Here is a 25,743-nt window from a genome sequence, read left to right on the forward strand (position 1 = left end):
GGATCACTCGGGCAGTGCTTCGCGGCTGAACGCTTCCACTTCCCGCACCAGCCCCCGGGCGGCCAGGCGCACCAGTTCACCGCCTTTTTCCACGCTGGCCAGGGCCGGGTCGGAACCCATGCGGCCATCCGGGAAGCGTGCGCGGAAGTCCAGGGCTTCGCGGATCGGGCCGGTGTTGCCGATCCGTGGCGAGTAGTCGGCCGACTTGATCGATTCCGGATAGGCCCACTGCGTCACCGCAATCTCGGAGGGCGTGGCATGGCTGCCATGTCCGGTGGGGAACTGCTCGCGGGCCAACTCGCCGACACCTTCCAGATCCCACCAGTTGCACAGCTTCAAGGCGTAGCCGGCGCGGCGCTTGGCGAAGCTCGCTTCGGCATACAATTCGGAGAAGGCCGCCTCGATCGAGGCGATGTTGCCGCCGTGGCCGTTGAGAAACAGGATCTTCTCGAAGCCGTGACCAGCCAGCGAACGGACCCAGTCGCCGATGGCGGCGATGAAGGTCGACGGCCGCAGCGAGATGGTGCCCGGGAATGCCAGGTGGTGCTGGGCCATGCCGATATTGAAGGTCGGCGCGATCAAGATATCGGCGCTTTTCTCGGCTTCGTGGGCAATGATCTGTGGACACATCCAGTCGGTACCCAGCAGCCCGGTGGGGCCATGCTGTTCGTTGGAACCGATGGGCACGACGATGGTACGGCTGCGTTCGAGAAACTGACCGATCTCGGCCCAGGTCGACAGGTGCAGGAGCATTGGGTTTCCTCATGGCGGCTTGTTATGTGGGTGCACATGCTGCGCTGCTGTCGCTCACTCGGCAAGAGTCTGTATGGTAACGCGTGAAGCCATCCATCAACGCGCAGGAGCTGGGATGGTGGCTACGAGGTTTCGCCCCCCTTCGAGTGTTGGGATACGCAGCTCAATTAGACTGGAAGGGTTGCCTGACCCGAGTTCCGGATCAGGCAGCCTGGGCGTTCAGTGCCGGGCTCAAGGATCGACTTGGCCCATCAGCTCGCCGACCGACTCCGGTCGTTTGGCGTAGCGCTGGGCCAGCACCGCGCAGACCATCAGCTGGATCTGGTGGAACAGCATCAGCGGCAGGATCAGCACGCCGATGGTGCTGCCGGCGAACAGCACCTGGGCCATCGGAACTCCGGTGGCCAGGCTTTTCTTCGAGCCGCAGAAGAGAATGGTGATGCGGTCTTCCTGGTCGAAGCCGAAGGCCTTGCCCAGCAGGGTCGACGCCACCAGCACCAAGGCCAGCACCACACAGCAGACCACCACCAGTCCGGCCAGGTCCCCGAGCGGGATCTGGTGCCAGATACCTTCGTTCACCGCCTCGCTGAAGGCACTGTAGACCACCAGCAGGATCGAACCCTGGTCGACGAATTTCAGCCAGCTCTTGTTGCGGCCGACCCAGGCGCCGATCCAGCGGCGGGCGATCTGGCCGGCAATGAATGGCAGCAGCAGCTGTACGCTGATCTTCACGATGGCATCGAGGGTCGAGCCACCTTCGCCGTGCACATTCAGCAGCAGGGTCACCAGCAACGGCGTGAGGAAAATGCCGAACAGGCTGGAAGCCGCTGCGCTGCAGATCGCCGCCGGGACGTTGCCGCGGGCCAGGGAAGTGAAGGCGATCGCCGATTGCACCGTGGCGGGCAGCGCGCAGAGGTAAAGCATGCCCATGTACAGCTGGTCGCCGATCAGCGGCGAAAGCACCGGCTTGAGTGCCAGCCCCAGCAGCGGGAACAGTACGAAGGTCAGGCCGAACACCAGCAGGTGCAGGCGCCAGTGACCGGCCCCGGCGATGATCGACTCGCGGGAGAGCTTGGCACCGTGGAGAAAGAACAGCAGGGCGATGGCAATGTTGGTCAGCCAACTGAAGCCGACCGCCACTTGGCCGCTGGCAGGCAGGAAGCTGGCAAGGATCACCACGCTGATCAGGGTCAGGGTGAAGTTGTCGGGCAGGAAACGAGGACGGGTCATGGAGAACGTTATCCGGGAGCAGAACAGTATGGGGAACTGTAACCTGTTCGGAAATTTCCGACTAATGCCAATAAGTCCAAGGATATCGCCTAACGGACAAGGCCCTGGAATACACAGGGCCCTGCCGGGCGCGGTTGCTGTGGGAGCCGCTTGCTGGCGATAGCGACCGGGCCATCGCCGCAGAGCGTCTAAAAGCGCACGGCGGTACCGTTTTGCGGTGTTGATGGGTTCCTGTTACACGCGTTTCAGAAGGCCAGCTTTCGAGAGCTCTCTGACATTCATGCTCCTGGCCGGGCTACTGGCACCCAGGGAACTGTCCAGATCTTTAAGGCGAACAGCATATTCCGCCTTTAGCTCTGTCGGGACACAACGATGCCCGCCCTTGATGTAGTCGTGAACTATCTCTATTTTTGTCTGTTTGTCTAACTCTTTGATACTGTCCTTGTTGAAGACAAGGCCGAAGTCCACGGGGACAATTTTTCCACTCTCGGTTCTTATGAAGTTTTCTGGCGCAGCATCACCCATCATCAGTCCCTTGCTGAACAGGTCTCTTACCGCCTCGCTTGTCTCTGGCAGGCTGGGTAATGTTCCAGCTATGAATGGCATTGTTATCTGGTTTCCTCTCATCGTTGCCGGTGATGACGAGTTTTCTTTCATCCAGTATGCGTTGCACATGCTGGTTTCATGTTGCAGTTCTTTGTTTTTCAAGATGAAATCGACAGTATTCGAAGTGTCGATTTGTATTATTTTCGTCACAAAGTCCCCGTTTCTGTAGACGCTCCCCCTAGAGCCCCGGCCGATAAAATCTCCGGGATCATTGGCCAGGTCGGTTTTTTGAGTTTTATCGATGTCTGCTACGGCAGATTTCTGAACTTGCATCAGAGGCTCGGCTTTTCCGGGTTTTAGGTTCTTGACATTTTTCACGGAAAACGAAAGCAGGTCGTTACCGAATCCGCTTGCTTCAAGTCTAATGATTCCGAATTTTTTATTCGGGTGAGGAATATTTGCTACAAATCGGGTTTTTTCAGGGATTTCGTTTTTTTTGCGCGGGCTGTTGCCTTGAAAAGATAGTTGCTCATGTAATTTTGATATTATTTTTTCCAGCATTTCTGGCTCACGATAACGGTAGGGACAGTGAGCATGAAAATGCAATGTACAAAATTTTTCTTTAAGAAAACGCTGCCTAATGGCTTCGCAGGTTTTCGATCATCGCCAGCAATTGCTGGCGATGCCTTGTCCCTTGGAGGTGGGCAGCAGGGCTGGTACGTAATCTCCCCGGTCTCCTGTTCATCAAAACAGTAGTCGACATTCAGCGATTGAGCATCCGACCCAACACGGATCGCCCCATTACCTGATGTTGTACGACCGCCATCAAATGCAGCGCAACCAGGCCGCCGAGCAGCGCGCACATCACATGATGCTCCTGGTGCAACGCCACCAGTGCGGATCTGGAGTGGACCAACTGCGGCAACTCGAACAGATCGAGCATCTCCACCGGATGATTCATCATCAGTACACCCGTGACCAGCACCCCCGTCACCGTCGCATAGATGGCTACATGGGCAAGCCCCGCCAGGCGCGCCTGCAGGCCAACGTGGGCAGGGCGCGCGGGGGTCTTTATGGCCAGCCACAGACGCCAGGCGAAGAACGGGATGAACAGGCTGGTCAACTGCGGGTTGAGTGATTCGACCCACTGCCGGAACGGCGCCTGTTGGTCGAGCAGAGTCACGCCGAAGCCACTGAAGGTCGCCCACAGGATCACGGCAGCAGATAGCCAGTGCAGGAAGATGCGGGGTTTGGAATAGACGCCTGTTTCGCTGTCCTTGAGCATGGGCGTGGGGGAGTGGGGATGTTGAGTCAACGGGATGCCTTGCAGGAAATGCGTCTGATTCTCATGGGTGGCGCAAGGATATCCCCCTGGTGATGCGCTGTAAATTCCGACGGTCCGGGCTGTTCTGGGTGCTGAAGCGGGAGCCGCTACTTGAAAACGTCACGAAATCCGAATGAACCCTTGCCGGCGTCTCCTACCTAACGCAAGACACAAGGGAGGAAAACCATGCAAATCGAATATGTCTGGATCGCCCTGGCGGTGGTGGTGCTGCTCGTCGAATTGTGGGCTATCAGGAGTGTGCTCAAGAGCGGACGTAGTGCCGGCACCAAAGGGCTGTGGATCGTCGTGCTGATCTGGGTGCCGCTGCTGGGGTTGATTCTCTGGTTCTTCATTGGCCCCAAGGAGCCGCCCCGGGAGTTGCCGGTAACCCAGCAGGATAGAGGCTAGACACCGTCTGGCCATTGAACACGGCGGGCCCGGCCTGGCCGGGTCTCTACGCCGAATACGACGCGTGGCGAAGGCGGGCGCGGTCGTCAGCAGCACCCTCTCGACCTCCTGCGAGCCGCCGCGTTTCTTGTGTAATCCGCTGTTTGTGAGCCGTTTCAAGGCAGTCGCCGGCGCAGAGGCCTAAGATGTCGTCGCTATCAATTGCGAGGGAAGGCCGCCGATGCAACCGAATTTCGATCCATTGGTACATGTCGATTGGAAAATACCCGGCGGTGAACTCCTCGCGCTGTTCCAGCACTACTATCCCGGAATCGAGCTGTTTTCCGGCGCGGCATTCGAGGCGCTGCAGGACGAACTGTCCAACGAAATGGCGGAGGTCTGTTTTGATGCCCTGGTGCCGCTGCTGGCGCAACAGGGGTACGACTTGTGGAACCTCGATGCCCAGGCCGATGACTACCGGCCAGTGATTGTCCCCACCGACCAGCGCAAGGCCTTTGCCAGATATTGGAAGAAGGGCGGCGGCGAGCCGAGGCTCACACCGACGTTGATCGAGTCAAAACAGCCAGTTGCGCCGCAGGCCAAAAAAAACACCGCCAAACGCCGCAAGCTGCAGTGGCTGCAGGAGGTGCACAGCTATCCCGGCCCCACCGATGTTTTCGACGAGCACTACAGTAATGGTTGGGCCTCGATCATCGAGCAGGATGACGACAGCTGGTTGTGCTTTCTGATCGACTACAACCCATGGCCGCCAACCGAGCAGGACATGCTGGAGCATCGAACCGATGGAACGGCCGGCGGGGACCTGCAATTGCTCGATGCGAATCCCGAGCGCAGTTTCTGGAAGCGGCGGGTCAAGGTCGGCGATCGCAGCGGCGAAGACCTGTTCCGCTATGAAACCTGCCAGGGGCAGGATATTCGGCCTTTCGGCCCTCCCGACATGGACTGGCCGGAGTTCGAGTGGGCCACCCTGGTGCTGGATTCGCGGATATTCGAACGCCAGTGCCTGTATGAGCCCGAGCACCTGACGCGGATTTGGCGCATCACCGCCGACTCCAGCGAGGTCATTTTCGAGTACCCCGGTGATGTGGCAATGCTGCAAGCCGGGGCCCGTCGCTTGTTGTTCATGCAATATAACGGACCGCTGTGCTGGATCTGGGATGAAGAGCAGCCTGGGCCGACCGTCGCTGCCCGGCCAATGCCTGCCAAGGGCGCCCAGGACTGGGCCTCCAGCGTATACCTGGGGAACGATGAAGTGCTGCTGTTCGACCTGGGCCAGCGTCAGAACGTGGAAGATGCGGGGTGGGCTGAATGGGTGTTGGAGGCGTGGCGCTTCAACTTCATCACTGGTAGCGCGAGCAAGGCGGTGCTGGACGGATTCGGCAGCGAGATGCGCCAGCAGACGCAGTATTTCGTCACTCAGCCCAAGCGCACCATTACGCTGCGTACATTCCACGGCCAGCTCCGTGCCTCCCCTGGGCATGACGATTGGTGGGTGCTGAACTATCAGTCCAACAGCTTCGGCACGCGGACCATCGCCTGGTTCTGGAACCAGCGCAGCAACGAGGTGCTTCAGCTGTCGTCCAGGGATATTCCCAGGATCAGCCCGCGCATTCGCTACCTGCCGACCCAGGACCGTTACCTGGCGTTCGAACGGGATTTCGTTGGGCGATTGCCAGCGTTTGCCGAGATGGTGGTGGCCAAGGGCTGTGAGGTGCTGGCTTTCGAGCAGGCCCCATAGGTTCGGGATTATCTTCCTCAACTCCGTGAATCCCATAACCATCCGCGGATTTTGCCGTGCTAGAAAGGCGCTCTTCCCAAATCAGGATAGCGCCAATGACCTCGCCCTCGACCGGCACGACAGCCCACCGTTTCGGCCTGTTTTGCGTGGCCTGTTTTCTCTTGTCCATTTCCTATGGGGCAACCTTCCTGCTGTCGTTGTTGGTGAGGACCTTTGGGGCGGGTGAACGGGAGGCCGGGCAAGTCTTTGCGGTGGCCATGATCAGTACGTTGATCGCGGTGCCGGGCTCGGGGCATGTGTTGCAGCGTGTGGGCGCGCCACGCTGCATTGCCTTGGGTGCTGCCTGCCTGGTCGTTGCCTCGGCGGGATTCGCCGTGGTGCCGGGAGTCGGCCTGGCGTTGTCGGCGTGCGGCTTCATCCTGGGAATCGGCTGGGGGCTGTTCTACACGGTCGGGCCAATCATGGTCGCGGCAATGGTCGAGCCGCAGCGTCGTACCCACTGTTTCGCGCTGCTATCGGGCAGCATGCTGACGGGGATCGGCAGCGCGCCGTTGCTGGGAAAACTGGCCGGTTCCGCGGGGCTGCCCGTGCAAGTGGCTTTTGCATTTGCTTCGCTTGCTGCGGTGTTGGGTGGATTGTATTTCTGGTGGCTTGGCTCCAGAGAGGAAACCCGGATGCGTTCAGGCGAGCGGGTGCAGATCAGCCTGAAAGCTGCGAGGCAGGTGCTGCGTTCACCCTCCGTATGGTCGATTCTCATGGTCGGCCTGGGTGGTGCGGTCTTTGGCGGGATGGGCAGCTTCCAGACCAGCTACGCAGCCGATCTCGGGCTGGACTATTCATTGTTTTTCATCGGATTCATGGGCGCAGCCATTGCCTGTCGGTTGCTGATTGCCAAGTGGGTGGTCCAGCGCAATCCGTTCGCGACTTCCTGTGTGTTGACCAGCCTGATGCTGATCGCGGTGATCGGCTTTGCCGAATGGGTCCACGGCAGCCTCGGCTATCTGCTGACGGCTGCGTTGCTGGGTGTCGGTTATGGTCTGAACTACTCGGTCATCAATGGCCTGGCGGCAAACGAAGCCCCATCGGGGCTTACCGCCCAGGCGTTGCTGCTGTTCAGCCTGTCCTACTTCATCGGTGTGTTCGGTTTCCCTTTTGTCGCTGGCAAATTGATCAGCCATACCGGAGTACCGGGAATGCTGCTGGGTGTGGGGTTGGTGGCAGCGCTGGTGTGGGCGGTGAGTGTCGGGCGCTGGTTGGTTTGGGGGCTTGCCAAAGCCTGGCTGTTGAAGCGTTGAAGCGTATTTTTTGACCTATTGGGCCATGTCATTCAATTCCCGGCTCAATGACCGAAGGTGACATGACTGTGGGAGCGGGCAAGCCTGCTCCCACCGCAGTGTTTCTACCTCCAGTGGGTCTCTCAGGATAGATGGCGTTTATCGGGCTGATGCCGTGGATCGCTTTCTGGTCAGCACTCCCGCCAGCAGATCCAGCCCGGTGCAAAATACGAAATACACCAACGCCACGAACAGAAAGATCTCCGTCGGATGAATCATCACCCGGTTGCTCACCTGGGTCGCCACGAACGACAGTTCCCCCACGCCGATCACATACGCCAGCGACGTGTCCTTGATCAGTGAAATCCACTGGTTGAGAAACGACGGCAGCATGATCGGCAGGGCCTGGGGCAGGATGATCAGGCGCATCACCTGCACCGGCCGCATGCCCAGTGCGCGCGCCGCGGCCCACTGGCCGGCCGGCAGGCTCTGGATACCGGCATGGACCGAGTACGCCAGGTACGCGCCACCGATCAGCGACAGCGCACAGACCACGGTGAACAATGCCGGAATGTCGAAGTGGAACAGGATCGGCAGCAGGAAGTAGCTCCAGAAAATCAGCATCAGCACCGGGATCGCCCGCAGGAAACCCAGCACTGCAATCAATATCCCCTTGGGCCAGCCCTTGAGCGTGCTCAGGGCAATGCCCAGCACCAGGCCGAGAATGGCGGCACTGACGCCGGAGAGCACGCTCAGCACCAACGTCAGCGCGGCGCCGCCAAGCGGGCCGTCGGGGTAGGCGCCGAGCAGGAAGTAGTCGAGGTTGTCGGTGATAACGGAAAAGTCCATGGCTCAGGCCGCTCCCTGGCGATAGCGCTTGGTCTGGCGGATCCACTGGCCCGCCGCTTCGATCAGCGCAATGCTGAAGATGTAGAGCAGGGTGGCGAAGCCGAACGCCTGGAAGGTCTTGAAGGTCTGCGTCTCGACCTGGCGCGAGGCGTAGGACAGTTCGGCCAAACCGATGGCCATGGTCAGCGAGGAGTTCTTCAGCGCATTCATGTATTGCCCCAGCAATGGCCCGAGGGCCGTACGCAAGGCTTGCGGCAACACCACGTAGCGCCACACCTGCGCCGGGCGCAGGCCCATGGCCAGGCCGGCTTCGCGCTGTTGCGAGCGTACCGAGGCGACGCCGGCGCGGAATTCTTCGGCGATGAAGGCCGAAGTGTAGAGCGTCAGCCCCCAGAAACCGGCGATGAACTCGAAGGACGGCCAACTGAGGGGCACGCCCAGGATGCTCGCTTCATGGGGCAGGTTGAGCCAGCTCACCAGCTCTTCGGGCAACAGCGCGCTGACGCCGAAGTACCAGAAGAACAGTTGCACCAGCAGCGGCGTGTTGCGCAGCAGCGCCAGGTAGCCGCGCGCCGGCCAGGCCAGCCAGCGCGAGCCGGCCAATCGCGCCAGGCATACCAGGAACCCCAGCCCGGTCGCCACCAGGCAGACCGCGGCGGACAGCGCCACGGTCAGGACAAATCCATCGAACAGCCATTTCAGGTACTGCGGGCCGAGCAATTCACCAAACATCGATCACGGTGTCCATCCAGAAGACAAAGAGCCCGCACGGCGAACCGGGCGGGCTGTGGGCATGCGGCGGGGTGGGGGATCAGCTCTTGTCGCCGATCTTGTACAGGCGGGCCAGCGGCGTCTTGGTGTCCGGGCCGAACCAGGTGTCGTAGATCTTCTGCGCATGGCCCTTGGCTTCCAGTTCCACCAGGGTCTGGTTGACCACGTCGGTCAGCGCGGTTTCGCCCTTGGGAATGCCGACGCCGATCAGGTCGTTGGAGATGGTGAAGGGCGGCACTTCGTACTTGTCCTTGTCCGGTACGTTGGCCAGCAGGCCGATCAGTTTCGGGCCGTCCTGGGTGATCGCCTGGACGTTGCCATTGCGCAGGGCGGTGAAGGCGAACGGGGTGTCGTCATAGGCAACGACCTTGGCACCAGGGAACTTCTCACGCAGCACGCCTTCGTTGGTGGTGCCCTTGTCGACGCCGACGCGCCATTTGTTCAGGTCTTCCTGGGACTTGAGGGTGCCTTTCTTGACGATGAACTGCTGGCCGGAACTGAAGTATGGAATGCTGAAGTTGACCTGCTGGGCGCGCTCCGGGGTGATGGTGAAGTTGGCCAGCACCAGGTCGACCTTGTTCGCCACCAGCAACGGCACGCGGTTGGCCGGGTTGGTCGGTTGCAGTTGCAGTTTCACGCCGAGCTTGTCGGCGATGGCCTTGGCGTAGTCGACGTCCAGGCCTTCGATCTGCTTGGTCTTGGCGTCGATGAAACCGAAGGGCGGGTTGCTGTCGAACGAGGCGACGCGCAGCACGCCGGATTTCTTGATGTCTTCGAGACGGTCGGCATGGGCCAGGCCCGAGACGATCGCCAGGGTGAGGGCAGTGAGGGCAGTCAATTTCTTCATGGGGATCTCAACACTTGATGGATGATTCGGCGCCGAGTCTTGCAGTCCAACGACTAAACGACAAAAGAATATAAAAGAATTTATTGATGTCTTTTGGGTATAAGTCGATTTTTCGGGCTCTCCCTGTAACTCCCGTTCCAGAGCCTTTGGGGAGTGTGCAGGGAGAAGCAAGCGGCAACCCACTTGAGTAGTGACGAGCCAGGTGGCAGTGAAACTAAGCTAATTCTAAAAAGATATTTATTGGGTTTTTTTAAGATCAGATAGTTTTATCTGGACGATGAACCCGTTTCGATCACAGGGAGTGAAACATGCCGCAGCCGCTGGATATCACTGCATTACCGCTGCTGGACCTCTCGGCACTCGATGGCAACGCCGATCAGCGCCAGGCGTTTCTCAAGGCACTGCGCCATGCCGCGCGGGATGTCGGCTTCTTCTACCTGACCGGCCATGGCGTCGACAGCGGCCTGCTGCGGCAGGTCCAGGAACATGCCCGGCAATTCTTCGCCTTGCCCCAGGAGGACAAGGCCGCTGTCGGCATGATTCATTCGCCGCATTTTCGTGGCTACAACCGCGCCGCTTCGGAGATCACCCGGGGCCAGCCGGATCTGCGCGAGCAGTTCGACGTCGGCGCCGAGCGCCAGGCCCTTGAGGTGAACGAACAGACGCCGACCTGGGCTCGCCTGCAGGGGCCGAACCTGTGGCCCCAGGCCTTGCCGCAACTCAAGCCGCTGCTGCTGGAATGGCAACAGGCGATGACCCGCATGTCGCTGCGCTTGCTGCGGGCCTTTGCCGAAGCGTTGTCACTGCCACAAGGCGCCTTCGACCCCCTGTATGGCGACAAGCCCAACGAACACATCAAGCTGATCCGCTATCCCGGCCGCACCGTGAACGAGAGCAGGCAGGGCGTCGGTGCCCACAAGGACTCCGGGTTCCTCAGCTTCCTGCTGCAGGACCAGCAGGCCGGTCTGCAGGTGGAAATCGAGGAGGGCCGCTGGATCGATGCGCTGCCACGGGACAACACCCTGGTGGTCAACATTGGTGAACTGCTGGAGCTGGCCACCAACGGCTACCTGCGTGCCACGGTGCACCGCGTGCAGTCTCCGCCAGCGGGCAGCGAGCGGCTGTCGATCGCCTTCTTCCTCGGTGCGCAACTGGATGCGGTGGTGCCGCTCTATCCGTTGCCGGCCGCCTTGCTGCGCGAAGCCCGTGGCCCGGCCAGCGATCCGGACAACCCGCTGTTTCGCGATGTTGGCTGGAACTACCTCAAGGGCCGCCTGCGTTCGCACCCCGATGTCGCCCAGCGTTTCTACGCCGACGCACTGGCACCCCAGGCTGTCAGCGCCTGACCTGTCACTCGATCAAGGACTATCAGTATGTTGAGAAAAACCGCATTGACCCTGGCGGTCTGGGCCGGGCTGTCTTCCTCCTTTGCCGCCTTGGCGGTCGAGCCGTTGCGCGTGGCGGCCGATCCGGTGCCCCACGCGCAGATCCTCGCCTATGTGCAGAAGCTCGACCCGCAACTGAACCTCAAGGTCATCGAGATCCCCAACGGCGTGAACTCCAACGAGTTGCTGGCCCACGGCGATGTCGATGCCAACTACTTCCAGCACCTGCCATACCTGCATTCCCAGGAGCAGGCCCTCGGCCAGAAATTCGCCGTGGCGGCCACCGTGCACATCGAGCCGTTGGGCATCTATTCGCACCGGCACAAAAGCTTCGACCAGGTGCCGCAAAAGGGCACCGTCGCGGTCCCGAACAACGTCACCAACCTCAGTCGGGCGCTGTACCTGCTGCAGGACAATGGCCTGATCAAGCTCAAGCCCGGCTTCAACGACCCGGCCTCCGACCAGGCCACGCCCAAGGACATCGCCGAGAACCCGAAGCAACTGAAGATCCTCGAAATCGAATCGCCGCAGATACCGCGTGCCCTGGACGATGTCGATCTGGCGGTGATCAACGGCAATTACGCGCTGGAAGCCGGGTTGACCCCGGCCAAGGATGCCCTCGGCCTGGAGAAGGCCAGCCACAATCCCTACGCCAACATCGTGGTGACCACGCCGAAGCTGCAGGATGACCCGCGTATCCGGCAACTGGCCAAGGACCTGGCTTCGCCGCAGGTGGCGAAGTTCATCAACGACAACTACTCGGGGTCGGTGATTCCGGTCGCGGGCAACACGCAATGATCAGCGTCGAGCAGTTGGGAAAACGCTATGGCGAGGGTCCGCCGGTGCTTGAGCAGGTGTCCTTGAGCATTCCGGACGGCTCGATCTACGGCATCCTCGGTCGCAGCGGCGCCGGCAAGTCGACCTTGCTGCGCTGTCTCAATCTGCTCGAACGGCCCACCACGGGGCGGGTCGTGGTCGATGGCCAGGACCTGACCGCCTTGTCCGATCGTGAGCTGCGCCAGCAGCGCCAGCGCATTGGCATGATCTTCCAGGGCTTCAATCTGTTGCACTCGCGCAATGTCTTCGACAATGTCGCGGTGCCGCTGGAGATTGCCGGCACCGCCAAGGCCGAGCGTGAGGCGCGGGTCAGCGAACTGCTGGAGTTGGTGGGGCTGGCGGACAAGGCCGAGGCCTTTCCCTCGCAACTTTCCGGCGGGCAGAAACAGCGGGTGGGCATTGCCCGTGCCCTGGCGGCACGCCCGGCGTATCTGCTGTCGGACGAGGCCACCAGTGCGCTGGACCCGGAAACCACCGAGTCGATCCTGCAACTGCTGCGCGACATCAATCGCCGCCTGGGCCTGACCATCGTGCTGATCACCCATGAGCTGGACGTGGTCCGCTCGATCTGCGATCACGCAGCGTCCCTGGCCCACGGCCGCTTGCTGGAGTCCGGGCCGCTGTCGCGGCTGCTGGCCGACCCGGATTCGGCGTTGGGACGCTCATTGCGCCCGGCATCGCAAGCGCATTTCGACAATGAAGTCCGTACTACGCGTCTGAGGCTGGCATCGCTATGAACCGCACGATCGACTGGAACGAGATTTTCCAACTGGTGCTCAACGCCACCGGAGAAACGATCTACATGGTGTTGCTGGCCGGGTTGTTCACCCTATTGATCGGGCTGCCGCTGGGGGTGTTGCTGTTCGTCACCCGCCGCAACGGCCTGTACCCGCTGCCACGGCTGAACAGCAGTCTGGCGGCGCTGGTCAACCTGGGGCGGTCGCTGCCGTTCGTGGTAATGCTGATTGCGCTGATCCCCCTGACCCGGCTGATCGTCGGCACCACCCTGGGCAGCACCGCCGCAGTGGTGCCGATCACCATCGGCGCCTTCCCGTTCTTTGCCCGCATCGTTGAAAGTGCACTGGATGAGGTCGAGAAGGGGCGGATCGAAGCGATTCTGTCCATGGGCGGTGATATCCGTCACGTGATCTTCAAGGTGTTGCTGCCCGAATCGCTGCCAGCGCTGCTGGCCGGTGTCACGCTGACGCTGGTGATGCTGATCGGCTTTTCCTCCATGGCCGGGGTGATCGGTGGCGGCGGCCTCGGCGACCTGGCCATCCGCTACGGCTACCAGCGCTTCAACAACGAAGTCATGGTCGCCACGGTGGTGGTGCTGGTGATCCTGGTACAGGGTGTGCAGAGCCTGGGCGATCGCCTGGTGCGTTCATTGGCCCACCGGCGCTGAGAATTCTTGCGCTGCTTAGACTGATTATTTCTTTCGGTTATTTGCATAGCGTTGGAAAGCATATCCAGGGCGCGTGAAGCGCTGCTGGATTTTCCTCTTCGTCTGCTCGGGTGTCGCAACTGATGCCAGGGCAGATATCTCCCGGTAGCGGGCAGCGCAAAAGCCGCTGCGGCAGCCATTCCTGCTGTTCGATCGACGTCTTGTCGTGCGTTCGGCAATCCCTAGAATCCGCGTCCATCAGCTTCATCCAACTATCGATTGATCCAGGGAGTTTCAACATGATGAACGCCATGCAGATGCAAATGCCGATGAACAACATGCCGATGATGCAGGCCATGGGGATGCCGATGATGATGGCGACCATGACCTGCGAAATGATGGACGACGGCATGCTGTGCAAGATGATGCCGGCGGCTGGCATGGACATGGCGATGTTCAAGAACAACGCTGAAATGATGCAGATGATGATGGACTGCGGCATGCCGATGATGATGCATTGCGCCAACATGAGCATGATGTGCATGTCCCAGGCTGCCATGGCAATGCCGATGATGAACGGCATGATGGCGATGCCGATGATGGGGATGCCGATGCCATCGATGAAGTGCGTGATGGAGTGCTCCATGCAGGGCGACCACATGATGTGCAAGGTCATGCCGATGGCCGGCATGAACATGGACATGATGAAAAGCTGCTGCAACCTGATGATGAAGCTGATGAACGATTGCGGCATGCCGATGATGATGAGCTGCAACGGCATGCCGTTGATGTGCTGCACCTGCTGATCGACTGCCCGACCGTAAAAAAGCCCGGCTGGAGTCATCCATGCCGGGCTTTTTCATGCCTGTTCGTTCAGTCCAGCCGTTCCGGGTGGGTCACCACCAGGTAGGCCACCGCTTCACTGTCGGCCGGATTGCGGTAGCGATGCGGCTGGTCGGCGTAGAACAGGATCGAGTCGCCGGGGGAGAGCAGGTAGCGCTCGTTGTTGACGCTGATTTCCAGTACGCCTTGGGACACCACCAGGTTTTCCTGGACGCCGGGGCCATGAGCTGCGGATTCTTCCTCGCCCAGTGGGCTCAGGCGCAGTTCGTAGAACTCCGATTGGCGCGCCACGTCGAACGGAAACAGCGCCCGGCTGACAAAGGTGCCATTGGCACTGACCAGGCGTTTGCTCCGGTTCGCCGAGAGCACGGCAACGCCTTCGAAGGCACGATGTTCGAGAAAGGCCGCCACCGAGACCTTCAGCCCCTTGGCGATCTTGGACAGCACCTTGATCGACGGCACGCTTCGCCCGGATTCGATCTGCGCAAGCATGGCCCGGCTGACGCCGCATTCGCGGGCGAGGGCGTCGAGGGATAGGTGATGCTTGCCGCGCAGGCGTTGCAGGTTTTCGGCGACCCATTCACAGATCGGGTCTTCGTCGAGGGCTGGCAGGTTGTTCAGGTCCAGGGTCGGCTCATCGACGCTGGCCAGGAACCGCGAGGGATCCTGGGCATTCACGCGTGACGGGTCTCGCTGGCGCGAACGCCCTGGGCCCATTGAAAGGCCTGCTGGCCGGCATTGCGTGCATACAGCTCCCACAGCGCCCGGCCCAGTTGCTGCGCTTGTTTGCGCTTGCGGTAGCGGGCAAGGTCGATGACGGTATCGGTCGGCTGCATGGGGACTCTCCAGTGTCGGTATGAGCTGAGAGTACGTGGTTGCCTTAATAACGATAAATACTAATTATTCATGAATTAATTACTTTTGGTTCTTGCATGGGTGACCCATCTCAAGTGGCGAGCGGGCTTGCCCGCGCCGGGTTGCGCAGCGACCCCAATCCTTGCCGCTTCATTCTCTCAGGCACCACGCGCCTACAAGGCTGGGGGCTGCCCTGCAGCCCAGCGCGGGCAAGCCCGCTCGCCACAAAGGAGGTACACTGTGCGGTCCGGGTCAAGCCCGGAACACGCTTATGCCCGGAGCCCGATTGTCGATGTTCACGCTTACCCGCCTGCAAACCCCGCCCCCCGAGTCGATCAGGAGCCAGATCCTGCAAATGGTGGTCGACTATTTCACCGATATCAGCATGGTCGCGCTGCCGCCGAGCAATCCGTTGTACAACCTCTATCAGTACGGGGTCGGCTACGAGGTGCATCTTTACCTCGATGCCATGGATGGCACCCAGGGCATCCCGGCGGAACTGATCGTCGCACTGGATGACGAGGAGCCGTCACGGGTCATCGGTTTCCTGCTGTACCTGCCCGCCAAGGATGACCCCGCAGCCTGCGCCGTCGCCTACCTGGCCGTGCAGGCCGGCCGGCGTCGCAAGGGCGTGGCGCGGGCGATGCTGCAGCAGATGTTCGATCACTATCCCCATGCCGAGCTGGCCTGTGCGCCGGGTAAGGTGTCGTGCTTCGAGGCGCTGGGGTTCCAGGTACTGGCCGCCCGTGGCCCGCAGGTGTTGATGAACACCCGCGATCACGGTACCGACGGACTGATCGCGGTGATCGACGTCGCACCGATCTACGCCTCGAAGGAGGTGCGGCAGATCCATGCCTACCTGTTGCAGCAGCACGGACGCAAGGCGATGGCCGAGGCCGAGAAGAAGCGTGATCGCCACCTCGACCAGATGACGCGCCAGGCCAGCGCGCTGGTCCTGGAGCGTCTCGGCTAAGGGGCGTTATTGCTGGGTGCCGAACAGCGCGGTCCAGTAGATACCCGAATCGCTCTTCGGATCGACCGCATAGGCCGCACCCAGCTCGTGGAACTGTGGGTTCATCAGGTTGGCGCAGTGGCCGGGGCTGGCCAGCCAGCCGTCGACCACCTTGCGCCCGCTGTCCTGGCCGGCAGCGATGTTCTCGCCAATCTGCTGGGCGATGTAGCCTGCCAGTTCGGCGCGGTCGCCCGGCGTGTGGCCTTCGCGGTCCTGGTGATCGAAAAAGTTGTTGTTGGCCATGTTGCGGCTATGGCCCTCGGCTGCGCTCGCCAGTTGGTCGTTCCAGGTCAATGGCGCGCTGGCGGCGAACGATTGGCTGCCGCATTGGCGCGGTTGGCCGCGGGCGCTGTTGATCATCTCCAGCAGTTGCCGGCCCTCGGCCAGGGAGTCGCCCAGGCGTGCGGTCAGCAATGGCCGCGCGAGGACGATACGCCAGTCGTTGCCCTGGCGGCTGACGCCGATATCGACGAACTGCGGATCCAGCACTACCCGGCAGAAACTCTCCCGAACCGCCTTCATTGCCCCGTCGGCATCCTTCGGTCCGGACAGGCTGATCGCCTGCACGTTGACCATCGGATAGGCCGCCCGCGACAGCGCCTGTTGCAGGTCGCCGGGGCTGTCGGGCGGCAGGACCAGGCGCGGGTCGGCCGCCAGCGGTGGCAGTTCCAGGGAAGCCTGGCCACCGCAGCGCTGCACCTGGCCACGGTAGCTGTTGATCGACTGCAGCAGTTGCGTTTCGTCACTGGCCAGGGCGTTGGCACTGGCTGCCAGCCCCAGGGTGAGCAGGGTAAGACGCAAATTGGAACGCAGGGCGCGCATGGACATCCTCCTCGAACGAACTGCGCACATGATGCGCGATAGTGCCCCGGTAAAGGCAAGGTCTTTTGTCGTGGGCCGGTTGCGGAATGATTTATCCGCGGCGCTGTCGAACCTGCCAGCCCGCCCCGGATCGACTGCCCGGCCGTGGCTGGGTGACCATCGCGGGCAGGGTTCATTCAACAGGGTTCGATCATGCGTCTTCACTCTATAGTCGCGTGTCTTGTTGTTGTCTTTATTACCTGCAATGCCGCGCTGGCGACCGCCGCCGACGCTCAACCGCAGCCCGAGGCGGTCATCGAGAAGGCCCAGGTGCTGGAACAGAAAGCCGCCGAAAAGGAGAGCCCGGCAGCGGAGCCCAAGGTGTCGCCGCTGACCAAGGTCGAGACGCAGGCGGTCGATCCGGCTGGCGATGCCGCCGTGGCCGATACCATCACCTGCCTGTCGCGAACCATCTACTGGGAAGCCAAGGGCGGCCAGCCGGCCGATATGGAGGCGGTGGCCAGCGTGGTGCTCAACCGTCTTGGCCATGACGGTTTTCCCGGCACCGTCTGCGAAGTGGTCAAGCAGGGCTCGGAGAAGAAAGCCTGCCAGTTCTCCTGGTGGTGCGACGGTCGCCCGGACGATGTCCAGGAAGAGGACCGCTATGCCGTCGCCAAGGAAATTGCCCGCAAGGCGCTCAACCAGCAACTCAAGGACCGCACCGACGGCGCCATGTACTTCCATGACCGCAGCGTCAGCCCGGACTGGGTGAAGCAGTACATCCGCACCGCCGAAACCGGCAAGTTCCTGTTCTACAAGCCGCGGGACGACAAGGCGAAATGACCTCGCGCAGGGCCGGTGATCGCCTGCCTCTGACGGTAAATCGCTGAAAATAGGCTTAAATAACCGTCAGGGCGTGTCGGCAGGTTCTTCTGCCATGTGCCGACCACCATTGGAGTGCTGACGGAGGGCTGCATTGTGTCCATTAGATTGCGTCTGTACCTGCTGATCGGCAGTGGCCTGCTCACCGTGCTGGTCATGGGCCTGGTGGGTTATCTGGGAAATACACGGATGGCGACGGCGACGCACGAGAGCGAAGTGGGCATGAACCTGCTGCGCAATCACCTGGAAGCCGACATGATGCATGATGCCCTGCGCGCCGACGTCTTGTCGGCGATGTTGGTGGGGCTGGGCAAAAGCCCCAGCAGCAGTGCCGAGGTGCGCGACTCGCTGAGCGAACACGCCAAGCACTTTCGCGAGGTACTCGACGAAAACCTCAAGCTGCCGGTCAACGACACCCTCAAGGCGGCATTGGACAAGATCAAGCCGAGCCTGGAGACCTACATCGGTGCGGCCGAGCATATTGTCGAGCTCGCCATCGCCAACCCGGATGGGGCCCAGCAGCAGTTGGGCGCGTTCAACAGTGCCTTCAGTCAGTTGGAAGACGAGATGGCCAGGCTGAGCGAGTTGATCGAGTCCAATGCGCTGTCGAGCGGCGAAGGCACCCGGCAGACCATCAATCATGCCAACCTGATCCTGCTCGGGGTGCTGATTGCCGGCCTGCTGTTACTGCTGGCCCAGGGACGCTGGGTCATCAGCGGCATCATGGGCCCGTTGCAGGTCGCCAGCCGCATTGCCGCCGATATCGCCCATGGTGACTTGAGTACGAAAATCGACGAGCCCCGGCAACAGGATGAAGCCGCCCGGCTGATCCGCAACCTGGCAACCATGCAACGCGACCTGCGCAGCATGATCGAGGTGGTCCGCAGCAATGCCCATGGCGTCAACGATATGAGCGAGCAGTTGAGCGGCGGCTGCCACCAGGTCGCCGGCAGCAGCCAGCAGCAGAGCGAAGCGGCTGGCACCATGGCAGCGGCGGCCAGTGAAATGACCGCCAGCATCGAGGAAATCACCCGCCACGCCGAGCGCGCCCTGAGCATGGCCAACCAGGCCGAGGCGCTGGCGAAGAATGGCGGGCGGGTAATTCACCAGGTGGTCAGAGACATGGACGATATCGCCCGTTCGGCACAACAATCGGCCCAGGTCATCCGCACCCTGGACAAGGAGTCCGAGGCGATCTTCAGCATTATCCAGGTGATCAAGGGCATCGCCGACCAGACCAACCTGCTGGCGCTCAACGCCGCCATCGAGGCCGCCCGTGCCGGCGAGCAGGGCCGCGGCTTCGCCGTGGTGGCCGATGAGGTGCGCGGGCTGGCCGGGCGCACCAGTGCCTCGACCCAGGAAATCGCCGACATGGTCCTGCGTATCCAGAACAGCACACGCGAGGCGGTCAACAGCATGGAGGCCGGGGTTGCCCAGGTCGACAAGGGCATGGCGGTGACCGCCGAGGTCGAGCGCGCCATCCGCGAAATCCTCGAGGCAACGCTCAGTACCAGCCAACTGGTCAATGACATTTCCCGGACCATCGGCGAGCAGAGCCTGGTCAGCAATGAAATAGCCCACCAGGTGGAAAAGATCGCCGATATGTCTGCCGGCAACAATCGGGTCATCGGCGAGACGGCGACCAGCACCGACCAGTTGTCCAGCCTGGCCGGACAACTGTCGCAATCGGTGGACCGCTTCCGGCTTTGATCAATGGCGGCGGTCAGGCCAGGTAACGGCGGAACCAGCCTATGGTGCGGTCCCACGCCAGGTTGGCGGCCGCTTCGTCGTAGCGGGGCGTCGAGTCGTTGTGGAAACCGTGGTTGACGCCCTGGTAGACGTGTACCTCGTAGGTCTTGCCGGCGCTCTTGAGGGCCTGCTCGTAGGCGGGCCAACCCTCGGTGATCGGCTTGTCCAGCTCGGCATAGTGCAGCAGCAGCGGTGCCTTGATCCGGGCGACATCCTCGGCCTTGGGCTGGCGACCATAGAACGGTACGGCCGCGCTGAGCTCGGGGTAGGCCACCGCTGCCGCGTTGGCCACGCCGCCGCCGTAGCAGAAGCCGGTGATACCGACCTTGCCGGTGCTGGTGTCATGCTTCATCAACCACTCGATGGCGGCGAAGAAATCGTTCATCAGTTTCTCGGGGTCGACGGTCTTTTGCAGGGCCACGCCTTTTTCATCATTGCCGGGATAGCCGCCGACCGAGGACAGGCCGTCGGGCGCCAGGGCAATGAAACCAGCCTTGGCCACGCGGCGGGCGACATCCTCGATATAAGGATTGAGGCCGCGATTCTCGTGCACCACGACCACCGCTGGTACCTTGCCGGTGACCTTGGCCGGACGAACCAGGTAGCCCCGTACCTGCTGGTGCCCCTTGGGCGACGGGTAGGTGATGTACTCGGCGACGATGTCCGGATCGGTGAAGGGTACCTGTTCGGCCAGCGCGTAATTCGGGCTCAATGCCGCCAGCACGCTGGCCGCGGCCATGGTGCCGAGGGTGAACTTGGCCGCGCGGTCGAGGAATTCCCGGCGGTTGATCTTGCCGTGAACGTAATAGTCGTAGAGCTCCAGCAGCTCGGGAGCAAAGTCTTTCGCGGTGAGACGTTCCATCGTTGCGCTACCTTGTCGAGTGGTTCAATACGCTGACCCCGCGCGTTGGCGCAGGGTCAAGGCAATCGACTCATTAAAGCAGCCTTTGGCCGTCCCATGAAACTGGCTGAAGAGGGGGGAGGGTGGCCGTCGTTCCCCGTAGGGACGACGGCACGGCATGTGTAGCCTTGGCCACGCATGAGAGGGAGCCGTCAGCCGAAACGACCGGTGATGTAGTCTTCGGTCTGCTTCATTTTCGGATGGGTGAAGATCGAGTCGGTCGCGTCGTGCTCGATCAGTTCGCCCATGAACATGAACGCCGTGTAGTCGGAGACCCGCGCCGCCTGCTGCATGTTGTGGGTGACGATGATCACGGTGTACTGCTCCTTGAGCTCGGTGACCAGTTGCTCGATGCGGCCGGTGGAAATCGGGTCGAGCGCCGAGGTCGGTTCGTCCAGCAGCAGGACCTGCGGACGCAGGGCGATGGTGCGGGCGATGCACAGGCGCTGTTGCTGGCCGCCGGAGAGGCCCTGCGCGCTCTGCCTGAGCTTGTCCTTGACCTCGTTCCACAGCGCCGCGCCTTGCAGGGCCTGTTCGACCCGCTCATCCATCTCGTGACGCGACAGCTTCTCGTGGTGGCGCACGGCGTAGGCGATGTTGTCGTAGATCGACATCGGGAACGGCACCGGCTTCTGGAACACCATGCCGACCTGGCTGCGCAGGCGGTTCATCGAGTAACCGGGGGCGAGGATGTTCTCGCCATTGAGCAACACCTCGCCACGGGCTTCCTGCTTCGGGTACATCGAGTAGATGCGGTTGAATACCCGCAGCATGGTCGACTTGCCGCAACCCGAAGGACCGATGATGGCGGTGATGCGTTTCTCCGGGATATCCAGGTCGATGGATTTCAGCGACTGCTGGTTGTTGTAGAAAAACTCCAGGCCACGAACACGGATCTTGGTGTTCTCGCTGGCAAGGTCACGGGTCTTCATCAGGTCAGCCTATTACGCAAAAGGATCAATCGGGACAGCAAACTGAGCAGCAGGACGAACAGGGTCAGCACCAGGGCGCCGGCCCAGGCCAGCGAGTGCCAATCCTCGAACGGGCTCATCGCGTACTGGAAGATCACCACCGGTACGCTGGCAATCGGCTTGAGCAGGTTGCTGCTCCAGAACTGGTTGCCGAAGGCGGTGAACAGCAGTGGGGCGGTTTCCCCGGTGATGCGGGCCAGGGCCAGCAGGACCCCGGTGATCACCCCGGCCTTGGCCGCGCGCAACACGATCTGCAGGGTCAGTTTCCATTGGGGTACACCCAGGGCCAGCGCGGCTTCGCGCATGGTCGAGGGTTGCAGTTGGAGCATTTCGTCGGTGGTCCGCACCACTACCGGGATCACCAGCAGCGCCAGGGTCAGCGCACCGGCGATGGCGGAGAAGCCGATCTGGTGGTTGCTCAGGATGTTCATCGGCAGGATCACCCCGGTGTAGATGAACAGGCCGAGTACGATCGACGGTGCCGACAGCAGGATGTCATTGATGAAGCGCACCACGGCGCCCAGCCGCGAATGGCGGGCGAACTCGGCGAGCCAGACACCGGCCATCAGACCGATCGGCGTGCCGATCAGCAGGGCGATCAGCGACATCAGCGCACTGCCGTAGAACGCGTTCGCCAGGCCGCCTTCGGTGCCCGGTGGTGGCGTCATGCCGGTGAACAGCCGCAGGTTGAGGGCCTCGAAGCCGTTGATGACGGTGGTCAGGAGGATCCACACCAGCCAGGTCAGGCCGAACAGCGTGGCGCCGCAGCTCAGGACCAGCGCAATGCGGTTCTTGAGGGCGCGTTTTCGGTAGAGACGTTCGTTGCCCGTCATAGCCCTTCCTTGCGTGAGAGTCGCATGAGCATCAGTCGCGCCAATGCCAGGACGACAAAGGTGACGACAAAAAGCAGGAAGCCCAGGCCGATCAGCGCCGAGCGGTGCAGGTCGGTGTAGGCCTCGCTGAATTCGTTGGCGATGATCGAGGCGATGGAACTGCTCGGCATCAGCAACGAGGCGGAGAACTGCTGGGCGTTACCCAGCACGAAGGTCACCGCCATGGTTTCGCCCAGGGCTCGGCCGAGTCCGAGGAACACGCCACCGACGACTGCCGAGCGGGTGTAGGGCAGGACGATATCCCAGACCACTTCCCAGGTCGTGCCGCCGAGGGCGTAGGCCGACTCCTTGAGGGTGGTGGGCACGCTACGGAACACCTCATGCATCACCGAGGTGATAAAGGGCGTGATCATGATCGCCAGGACGATACCGGCGGTGAGCATGCCGATACCCAGGGGCGGGCCCTGGAACAGCGGACCCACCACCGGCAGGGCGCCAAGGTAGTCGTTGATCCACGGAGCCAGGTGTTCGGCCATGAACGGGCCGAACACGAACAGGCCCCACATGCCGTAGATGATCGAGGGAATCCCGGCCAGCAACTCGACCGCCGAGGCCACCGGCATGCGCAGCCACGGCGGGGCGACTTCGGTGAGGAAGATCGCGATGCCGAAGCTCACGGGAACCGCGATCAGCAAGGCCAGGAACGAGGTCACGAGGGTGCCGTAGATCGGTACCAGCGCGCCAAAGTGATTGTTGACCGCATCCCATTCGGTGCTGGTCAGGAAGTCGAGCCCGAAGGTCCGGAAGGCGAGGCTACCGCCCCACAGGGTGGAGGCCGCGATGCTTGCGAGGAGGATCAGCACCAGCATGGCGGCGCCGAACAGGGTGCGCTTGAACCACAGGTCATGCCGGTGGTCGCGGGCGGCCCGTTCCTCACCAGCCGTGTCGCTGCTGTAGGTGGACAAGGCCAGGGGCTGCACGGAGTCGTTCATCATTACTCTGCTCAAGTCCCGTCACCCGGCCCAAAGGCGCGGATGACGAGCGGTTTCAGGCGGGTGGATCAATGGGCGAAGTCAGACTTCCAGTAGCCTTCGATGCGCTTGACCAGCGAGTCGGGCAGGGCCACGTAGTCCAGCGATGCAGCCTGCTGCTGGCCGTTTTCCAGCGACCACTTGAAGAAGTTGAAGGCGGCCTGGCTCTGCTCTGCGTTCTTGGGCTGCTTGTACATGATGATCCAGGTGGTGGCGGTGATTGGCCACGCGGCATCACCTGGAGCGTTGGTCATGATCAGGTTGAAGTCCTGGGCGTTGGCCCAGTCGGCGGTATCGGCAGCTGCCTGGAACGCCTTGGCGTTAGGCTCGACGAACTTGCCGGAAGCGTTTTTCAGCTGGGCGTGGGTCATCTTGTTCTGCAGGGCGTAGGCGTATTCGACATAGCCGATCGAGTTCTTGATCTGCTTCACGTAGGCCGAGACACCTTCATTGCCCTTGCCGCCAACACCCACTGGCCATGGCACGGTGGTGCCGAAGCCGATCTTGGATTTCCAGCCTTCGCTGGCCTTGGCCAGGTAGTTGGTGAAGTTGTACGAAGTACCCGAGCCGTCCGAGCGGTGGACCACGGTGATCTTGGCGCTTGGCAGCTTCAGGCCGGGGTTGAGGGCGGCGATGGCGGGGTCGTTCCAGGTGGTGATTTCACCGAGGAAGATTTTCGCCAGGCTTTCGCCGTCGAGCTTGAGTTGGCCGGCCGCGACGCCGTCGATGTTCATCACCGGCACGATACCGCCGATCACGCTTGGGAACTGGCCCAAGCCTGCGGCCTTGAGCTCGTCAGCCGACAGTGGGGCGTCGGAGGCACCGAAGTCGACGGTAGCGGCCTTGATCTGAGCGATACCACCGCCCGAACCGATCGACTGGTAGTTGATACGGTTGCTGGAGCTCTTGCTGTAGTCCTGGGACCACTTGGACAGTACCGGGTAGACAAAGCTGGAACCGGCACCGGTCACATCGGTAGCGTGGGCGACGCCGCTCAGGCAGAGGGAGGCCAACAGGACCGACAAGCGTTTTTTGGTCAGCAAAATCACGAGAATACCTCGGGCTCAGGGTTGAGTGGATGAGTCCACATGTCAGATAGCCAGCGATTTAATGCCCGGAATATTTCTGTCTGATGACAGGTGGGTGAAATGAAGAAATATTTAGAAATAAAACCCTGATTGCAGGAGGAGAAGTTTTGACGACGCGACAGAACCCCGATGGCAGCGATCACAATCGATGAAGCCGCGTATGATGCACGCCTCGCATCAGTCCCGAGGATTCACCCATGCAGTTGAGCAAACGCGAGCAGGCCCGAACCGAGCGGGAGCTGGTCGCCACCCTGACCGACGCCTGCGAGACGGCCAAGTCCGAGATCGTCGGCTTCAGTTGGTTGACCCATGAAGTCGACTACACGGCTTTTCCCGAGAGCCTGCGGGTGGTCTGGGTCTTTGAAACCCAGGCGCAGCAGCGCCAGGCGCTGACTGGTGGCCAGGACATGCGGATGATCGAACTCACAGCCATCGCGCTGGGCGAGGCCGGTGTCACCCTCGACCCGCTGGCGGCTCATGTGCATTTCGACAGTGAAGAGGCCTGCCAGCGCGAGAGTGCTGGAAACTGGCCGCAACGGCTGCGCGCGAAAGGTCTGCGCAGGCAGAAAAACTGAGCGCCGCGCGCCGCTGATGGAGAGACATTTTTCTGAAATATGGCCTTTTGATATTGAGTGCGACTCTCTAGAATCCCGCGGCAGCAACTCCAGTGGCGGAGGCGCTTTGATATTTCACTAAGGACGCGGTAATGAAAATCGGAAAAATGCTGGGGCTGGCCCTGGCGCTTACGTTGAGTGGTTGCGCCAGTTTCACGAAGGATGAGGTCGCTCCGGTCAAGATGCCGTCCATGGCCGCCTATTCGAATAAGCCGAACGTCTTCGTCAAGTTCGATTTCTATCAGGGTGAGCCGAAGAATGCCGCGGCGATCGAGGTTCCGCAGGCACGTGAGATGCTCAAGCCACAACTGCAGAAGGCACTCACCGATTCCGGCCTGTTCGGTCGCGTGACCCTGGACGAGTTCCAGAAACAGCCTGGGGACTACAATCTGCGCCTGAAGGTCTACAACCATCCGCCGGGCGGCGGCCAGTTGGCAATGGCCTTTGTCAGCGGGTTCACCTTCACCATCATCCCCGCACTGGCGACCGACCAGTACACCATGAGCCTCGAGGTGCTGGATCCACAAGGGCAGCCGGTGAGCAACACCAGCAACCATGATGCGATCAATACCTGGATCGGTATCTGGTTCCTGCCCCTGGCGAGCAAGACGCCGAAGGATGCGGTCAACGATACCTTCGGCCGTCAGGTCAATGCGCTGCTCAAGCAGATGGTCGAGAGCAACAGCCTCAAGTACTCGGCCCTGGGCTTCGCTCCCCGGGCCTGATCCCTCGCGATGGCAGCGTAGCGTGTCCTGCAAGCCTCGCTGTCCTCGCGACGAGCCACCGCCACCTGATGGCAGTGGCATTGCCCATCCAG

28 protein-coding genes and 1 pseudogene are annotated in these 25,743 nt (G+C 61.5%); 14 read left to right on the forward strand and 15 right to left on the reverse strand.

All coding sequences use genetic code 11. From position 1 onward, the window contains the following. Positions 1–3: 3 nt before the first annotated feature. The 4 genes from AC6I6U_RS18400 to AC6I6U_RS18415 form a co-directional block, all read right to left on the reverse strand. Positions 4–753, reverse strand: a complete 750-nt coding sequence (locus tag AC6I6U_RS18400) for a creatininase family protein (RefSeq protein ID WP_497877458.1) — start codon at positions 751–753, stop codon at positions 4–6. Between the two features lie 231 nt (positions 754–984). Continuing rightward, the gene (locus tag AC6I6U_RS18405; protein WP_497877459.1) at positions 985–1,983 is read right to left on the reverse strand and encodes a bile acid:sodium symporter family protein; all 999 of its coding nucleotides are present in this window, start codon (positions 1,981–1,983) and stop codon (positions 985–987) included. Between the two features lie 234 nt (positions 1,984–2,217). Next, positions 2,218–3,090: a hypothetical protein gene (locus AC6I6U_RS18410; RefSeq protein WP_497877460.1), complete on the reverse strand. Its 873-nt coding sequence runs from the start codon at positions 3,088–3,090 to the stop codon at positions 2,218–2,220. 202 nt (positions 3,091–3,292) lie between these two features. Further along, positions 3,293–3,844 carry a cytochrome b gene (locus AC6I6U_RS18415; protein WP_497877461.1) on the reverse strand — a complete coding sequence of 184 codons (552 nt, stop codon included), beginning with the start codon at positions 3,842–3,844 and terminating at the stop codon, positions 3,293–3,295. Between the two features lie 195 nt (positions 3,845–4,039). Between AC6I6U_RS18415 and AC6I6U_RS18420 the strand changes: the two genes are divergently transcribed. The 3 genes from AC6I6U_RS18420 to AC6I6U_RS18430 all read left to right on the forward strand — a co-directional run bounded on the left by AC6I6U_RS18420 (position 4,040) and on the right by AC6I6U_RS18430 (position 7,294). Next, a complete protein-coding gene (locus AC6I6U_RS18420) occupies positions 4,040–4,261 on the forward strand; it encodes a PLD nuclease N-terminal domain-containing protein (protein ID WP_497877462.1) in 222 nt (73 codons plus the stop codon). Between the two features lie 220 nt (positions 4,262–4,481). Then, the gene (locus tag AC6I6U_RS18425) at positions 4,482–5,999 is read left to right on the forward strand and encodes a hypothetical protein (protein ID WP_497877463.1); all 1,518 of its coding nucleotides are present in this window, start codon (positions 4,482–4,484) and stop codon (positions 5,997–5,999) included. 95 nt (positions 6,000–6,094) lie between these two features. Further along, positions 6,095–7,294: an MFS transporter gene (locus tag AC6I6U_RS18430; protein ID WP_497877464.1), complete on the forward strand. Its 1,200-nt coding sequence runs from the start codon at positions 6,095–6,097 to the stop codon at positions 7,292–7,294. 138 nt (positions 7,295–7,432) lie between these two features. On the opposite strand, the gene AC6I6U_RS18435 is transcribed toward AC6I6U_RS18430, so the two are convergent. The 3 genes from AC6I6U_RS18435 to AC6I6U_RS18445 all read right to left on the reverse strand — a co-directional run bounded on the left by AC6I6U_RS18435 (position 7,433) and on the right by AC6I6U_RS18445 (position 9,740). After that, positions 7,433–8,122, reverse strand: coding sequence for an amino acid ABC transporter permease (locus tag AC6I6U_RS18435; protein ID WP_497877465.1), 690 nt, complete (start codon positions 8,120–8,122; stop codon positions 7,433–7,435). 3 nt (positions 8,123–8,125) lie between these two features. After that, positions 8,126–8,854 (reverse strand): amino acid ABC transporter permease, encoded by a 729-nt coding sequence (locus tag AC6I6U_RS18440; protein WP_497877466.1) that lies wholly within the window; start codon positions 8,852–8,854, stop codon positions 8,126–8,128. 79 nt (positions 8,855–8,933) lie between these two features. Then, a complete protein-coding gene (locus tag AC6I6U_RS18445) occupies positions 8,934–9,740 on the reverse strand; it encodes an ABC transporter substrate-binding protein (RefSeq protein ID WP_497877467.1) in 807 nt (268 codons plus the stop codon). A 308-nt stretch (positions 9,741–10,048) separates the two neighbouring features. Here AC6I6U_RS18445 and AC6I6U_RS18450 point away from each other — a divergent pair, with 308 nt between their 5' ends. The 5 genes from AC6I6U_RS18450 to AC6I6U_RS18470 all read left to right on the forward strand — a co-directional run bounded on the left by AC6I6U_RS18450 (position 10,049) and on the right by AC6I6U_RS18470 (position 14,152). Beyond that, positions 10,049–11,086, forward strand: coding sequence for an isopenicillin N synthase family dioxygenase (locus tag AC6I6U_RS18450; RefSeq protein WP_497877468.1), 1,038 nt, complete (start codon positions 10,049–10,051; stop codon positions 11,084–11,086). 27 nt (positions 11,087–11,113) lie between these two features. Beyond that, complete coding sequence (locus AC6I6U_RS18455; RefSeq protein ID WP_497877469.1) at positions 11,114–11,923, forward strand: MetQ/NlpA family ABC transporter substrate-binding protein; 810 nt, start codon at positions 11,114–11,116, stop codon at positions 11,921–11,923. Beyond that, a complete protein-coding gene (locus AC6I6U_RS18460; RefSeq protein WP_497877470.1) occupies positions 11,920–12,699 on the forward strand; it encodes a methionine ABC transporter ATP-binding protein in 780 nt (259 codons plus the stop codon). The genes AC6I6U_RS18455 and AC6I6U_RS18460 overlap by 4 nt, the downstream gene beginning before the upstream one ends. Next, entirely contained in the window at positions 12,696–13,367 is a 672-nt protein-coding gene (locus tag AC6I6U_RS18465; protein WP_497877471.1) for a methionine ABC transporter permease, read from the forward strand. The genes AC6I6U_RS18460 and AC6I6U_RS18465 overlap by 4 nt, the downstream gene beginning before the upstream one ends. Before the next feature lie 278 nt (positions 13,368–13,645). After that, entirely contained in the window at positions 13,646–14,152 is a 507-nt protein-coding gene (locus AC6I6U_RS18470; RefSeq protein WP_497877472.1) for a hypothetical protein, read from the forward strand. 67 nt (positions 14,153–14,219) lie between these two features. On the opposite strand, the gene AC6I6U_RS18475 is transcribed toward AC6I6U_RS18470, so the two are convergent. Both AC6I6U_RS18475 and AC6I6U_RS18480 read right to left on the reverse strand, forming a co-directional pair. Continuing rightward, positions 14,220–14,867, reverse strand: a complete 648-nt coding sequence (locus AC6I6U_RS18475) for a helix-turn-helix domain-containing protein (protein ID WP_497877473.1) — start codon at positions 14,865–14,867, stop codon at positions 14,220–14,222. Further along, positions 14,864–15,025, reverse strand: a complete 162-nt coding sequence (locus AC6I6U_RS18480; protein ID WP_497877474.1) for a hypothetical protein — start codon at positions 15,023–15,025, stop codon at positions 14,864–14,866. The genes AC6I6U_RS18475 and AC6I6U_RS18480 overlap by 4 nt, the downstream gene beginning before the upstream one ends. A 311-nt stretch (positions 15,026–15,336) precedes the next feature. On the opposite strand from AC6I6U_RS18480, the gene AC6I6U_RS18485 reads away from it, so the two are divergent. Continuing rightward, positions 15,337–16,017, forward strand: a complete 681-nt coding sequence (locus AC6I6U_RS18485; protein WP_497883058.1) for a GNAT family N-acetyltransferase — start codon at positions 15,337–15,339, stop codon at positions 16,015–16,017. A 6-nt stretch (positions 16,018–16,023) separates the two neighbouring features. Here AC6I6U_RS18485 and AC6I6U_RS18490 read toward each other — a convergent pair whose 3' ends face one another. Then, positions 16,024–16,878, reverse strand: a complete 855-nt coding sequence (locus AC6I6U_RS18490) for a CAP domain-containing protein (RefSeq protein WP_497877475.1) — start codon at positions 16,876–16,878, stop codon at positions 16,024–16,026. A 192-nt stretch (positions 16,879–17,070) separates the two neighbouring features. On the opposite strand from AC6I6U_RS18490, the gene AC6I6U_RS18495 reads away from it, so the two are divergent. The 3 genes and pseudogenes from AC6I6U_RS18495 (at position 17,071) to AC6I6U_RS18505 (ending at position 19,449) form a co-directional block, all read left to right on the forward strand. Next, positions 17,071–17,700, forward strand: coding sequence for a cell wall hydrolase (locus AC6I6U_RS18495; protein ID WP_497877476.1), 630 nt, complete (start codon positions 17,071–17,073; stop codon positions 17,698–17,700). Between the two features lie 135 nt (positions 17,701–17,835). Beyond that, positions 17,836–18,591 (forward strand): annotated as a pseudogene (locus AC6I6U_RS18500) (MCP four helix bundle domain-containing protein); the annotation flags it as partial. 132 nt (positions 18,592–18,723) lie between these two features. Beyond that, complete coding sequence (locus tag AC6I6U_RS18505; protein ID WP_497883059.1) at positions 18,724–19,449, forward strand: methyl-accepting chemotaxis protein; 726 nt, start codon at positions 18,724–18,726, stop codon at positions 19,447–19,449. A 13-nt stretch (positions 19,450–19,462) separates the two neighbouring features. Here AC6I6U_RS18505 and yghX read toward each other — a convergent pair whose 3' ends face one another. The 5 genes from yghX to pstS all read right to left on the reverse strand — a co-directional run bounded on the left by yghX (position 19,463) and on the right by pstS (position 24,270). Next, on the reverse strand, positions 19,463–20,350 hold the full coding sequence (gene yghX, locus AC6I6U_RS18510; RefSeq protein WP_497877477.1) for a YghX family hydrolase: 888 nt from the start codon (positions 20,348–20,350) through the stop codon (positions 19,463–19,465). Positions 20,351–20,541: 191 nt separating this feature from the next. Then, the gene (pstB, locus tag AC6I6U_RS18515; RefSeq protein WP_497877478.1) at positions 20,542–21,321 is read right to left on the reverse strand and encodes a phosphate ABC transporter ATP-binding protein PstB; all 780 of its coding nucleotides are present in this window, start codon (positions 21,319–21,321) and stop codon (positions 20,542–20,544) included. Next, positions 21,321–22,193, reverse strand: a complete 873-nt coding sequence (pstA, locus tag AC6I6U_RS18520) for a phosphate ABC transporter permease PstA (protein WP_497877479.1) — start codon at positions 22,191–22,193, stop codon at positions 21,321–21,323. The genes pstB and pstA overlap by 1 nt, the downstream gene beginning before the upstream one ends. Further along, a complete protein-coding gene (pstC, locus tag AC6I6U_RS18525) occupies positions 22,190–23,185 on the reverse strand; it encodes a phosphate ABC transporter permease subunit PstC (RefSeq protein ID WP_497883060.1) in 996 nt (331 codons plus the stop codon). Before pstC ends, pstA begins: the two co-directional genes overlap by 4 nt. 68 nt (positions 23,186–23,253) lie before the next feature. Further along, positions 23,254–24,270: a phosphate ABC transporter substrate-binding protein PstS gene (gene pstS, locus AC6I6U_RS18530; protein WP_497883061.1), complete on the reverse strand. Its 1,017-nt coding sequence runs from the start codon at positions 24,268–24,270 to the stop codon at positions 23,254–23,256. A gap of 239 nt (positions 24,271–24,509) precedes the next feature. On the opposite strand from pstS, the gene AC6I6U_RS18535 reads away from it, so the two are divergent. After that, positions 24,510–24,887 carry a hypothetical protein gene (locus AC6I6U_RS18535; RefSeq protein WP_497877480.1) on the forward strand — a complete coding sequence of 126 codons (378 nt, stop codon included), beginning with the start codon at positions 24,510–24,512 and terminating at the stop codon, positions 24,885–24,887. A 131-nt stretch (positions 24,888–25,018) separates the two neighbouring features. After that, complete coding sequence (locus AC6I6U_RS18540) at positions 25,019–25,651, forward strand: hypothetical protein (RefSeq protein ID WP_497877481.1); 633 nt, start codon at positions 25,019–25,021, stop codon at positions 25,649–25,651. The last annotated feature ends 92 nt before the right edge of the window (positions 25,652–25,743 follow it).

The organism is Pseudomonas sp. UTLPPB19802, assembly GCF_059730225.1.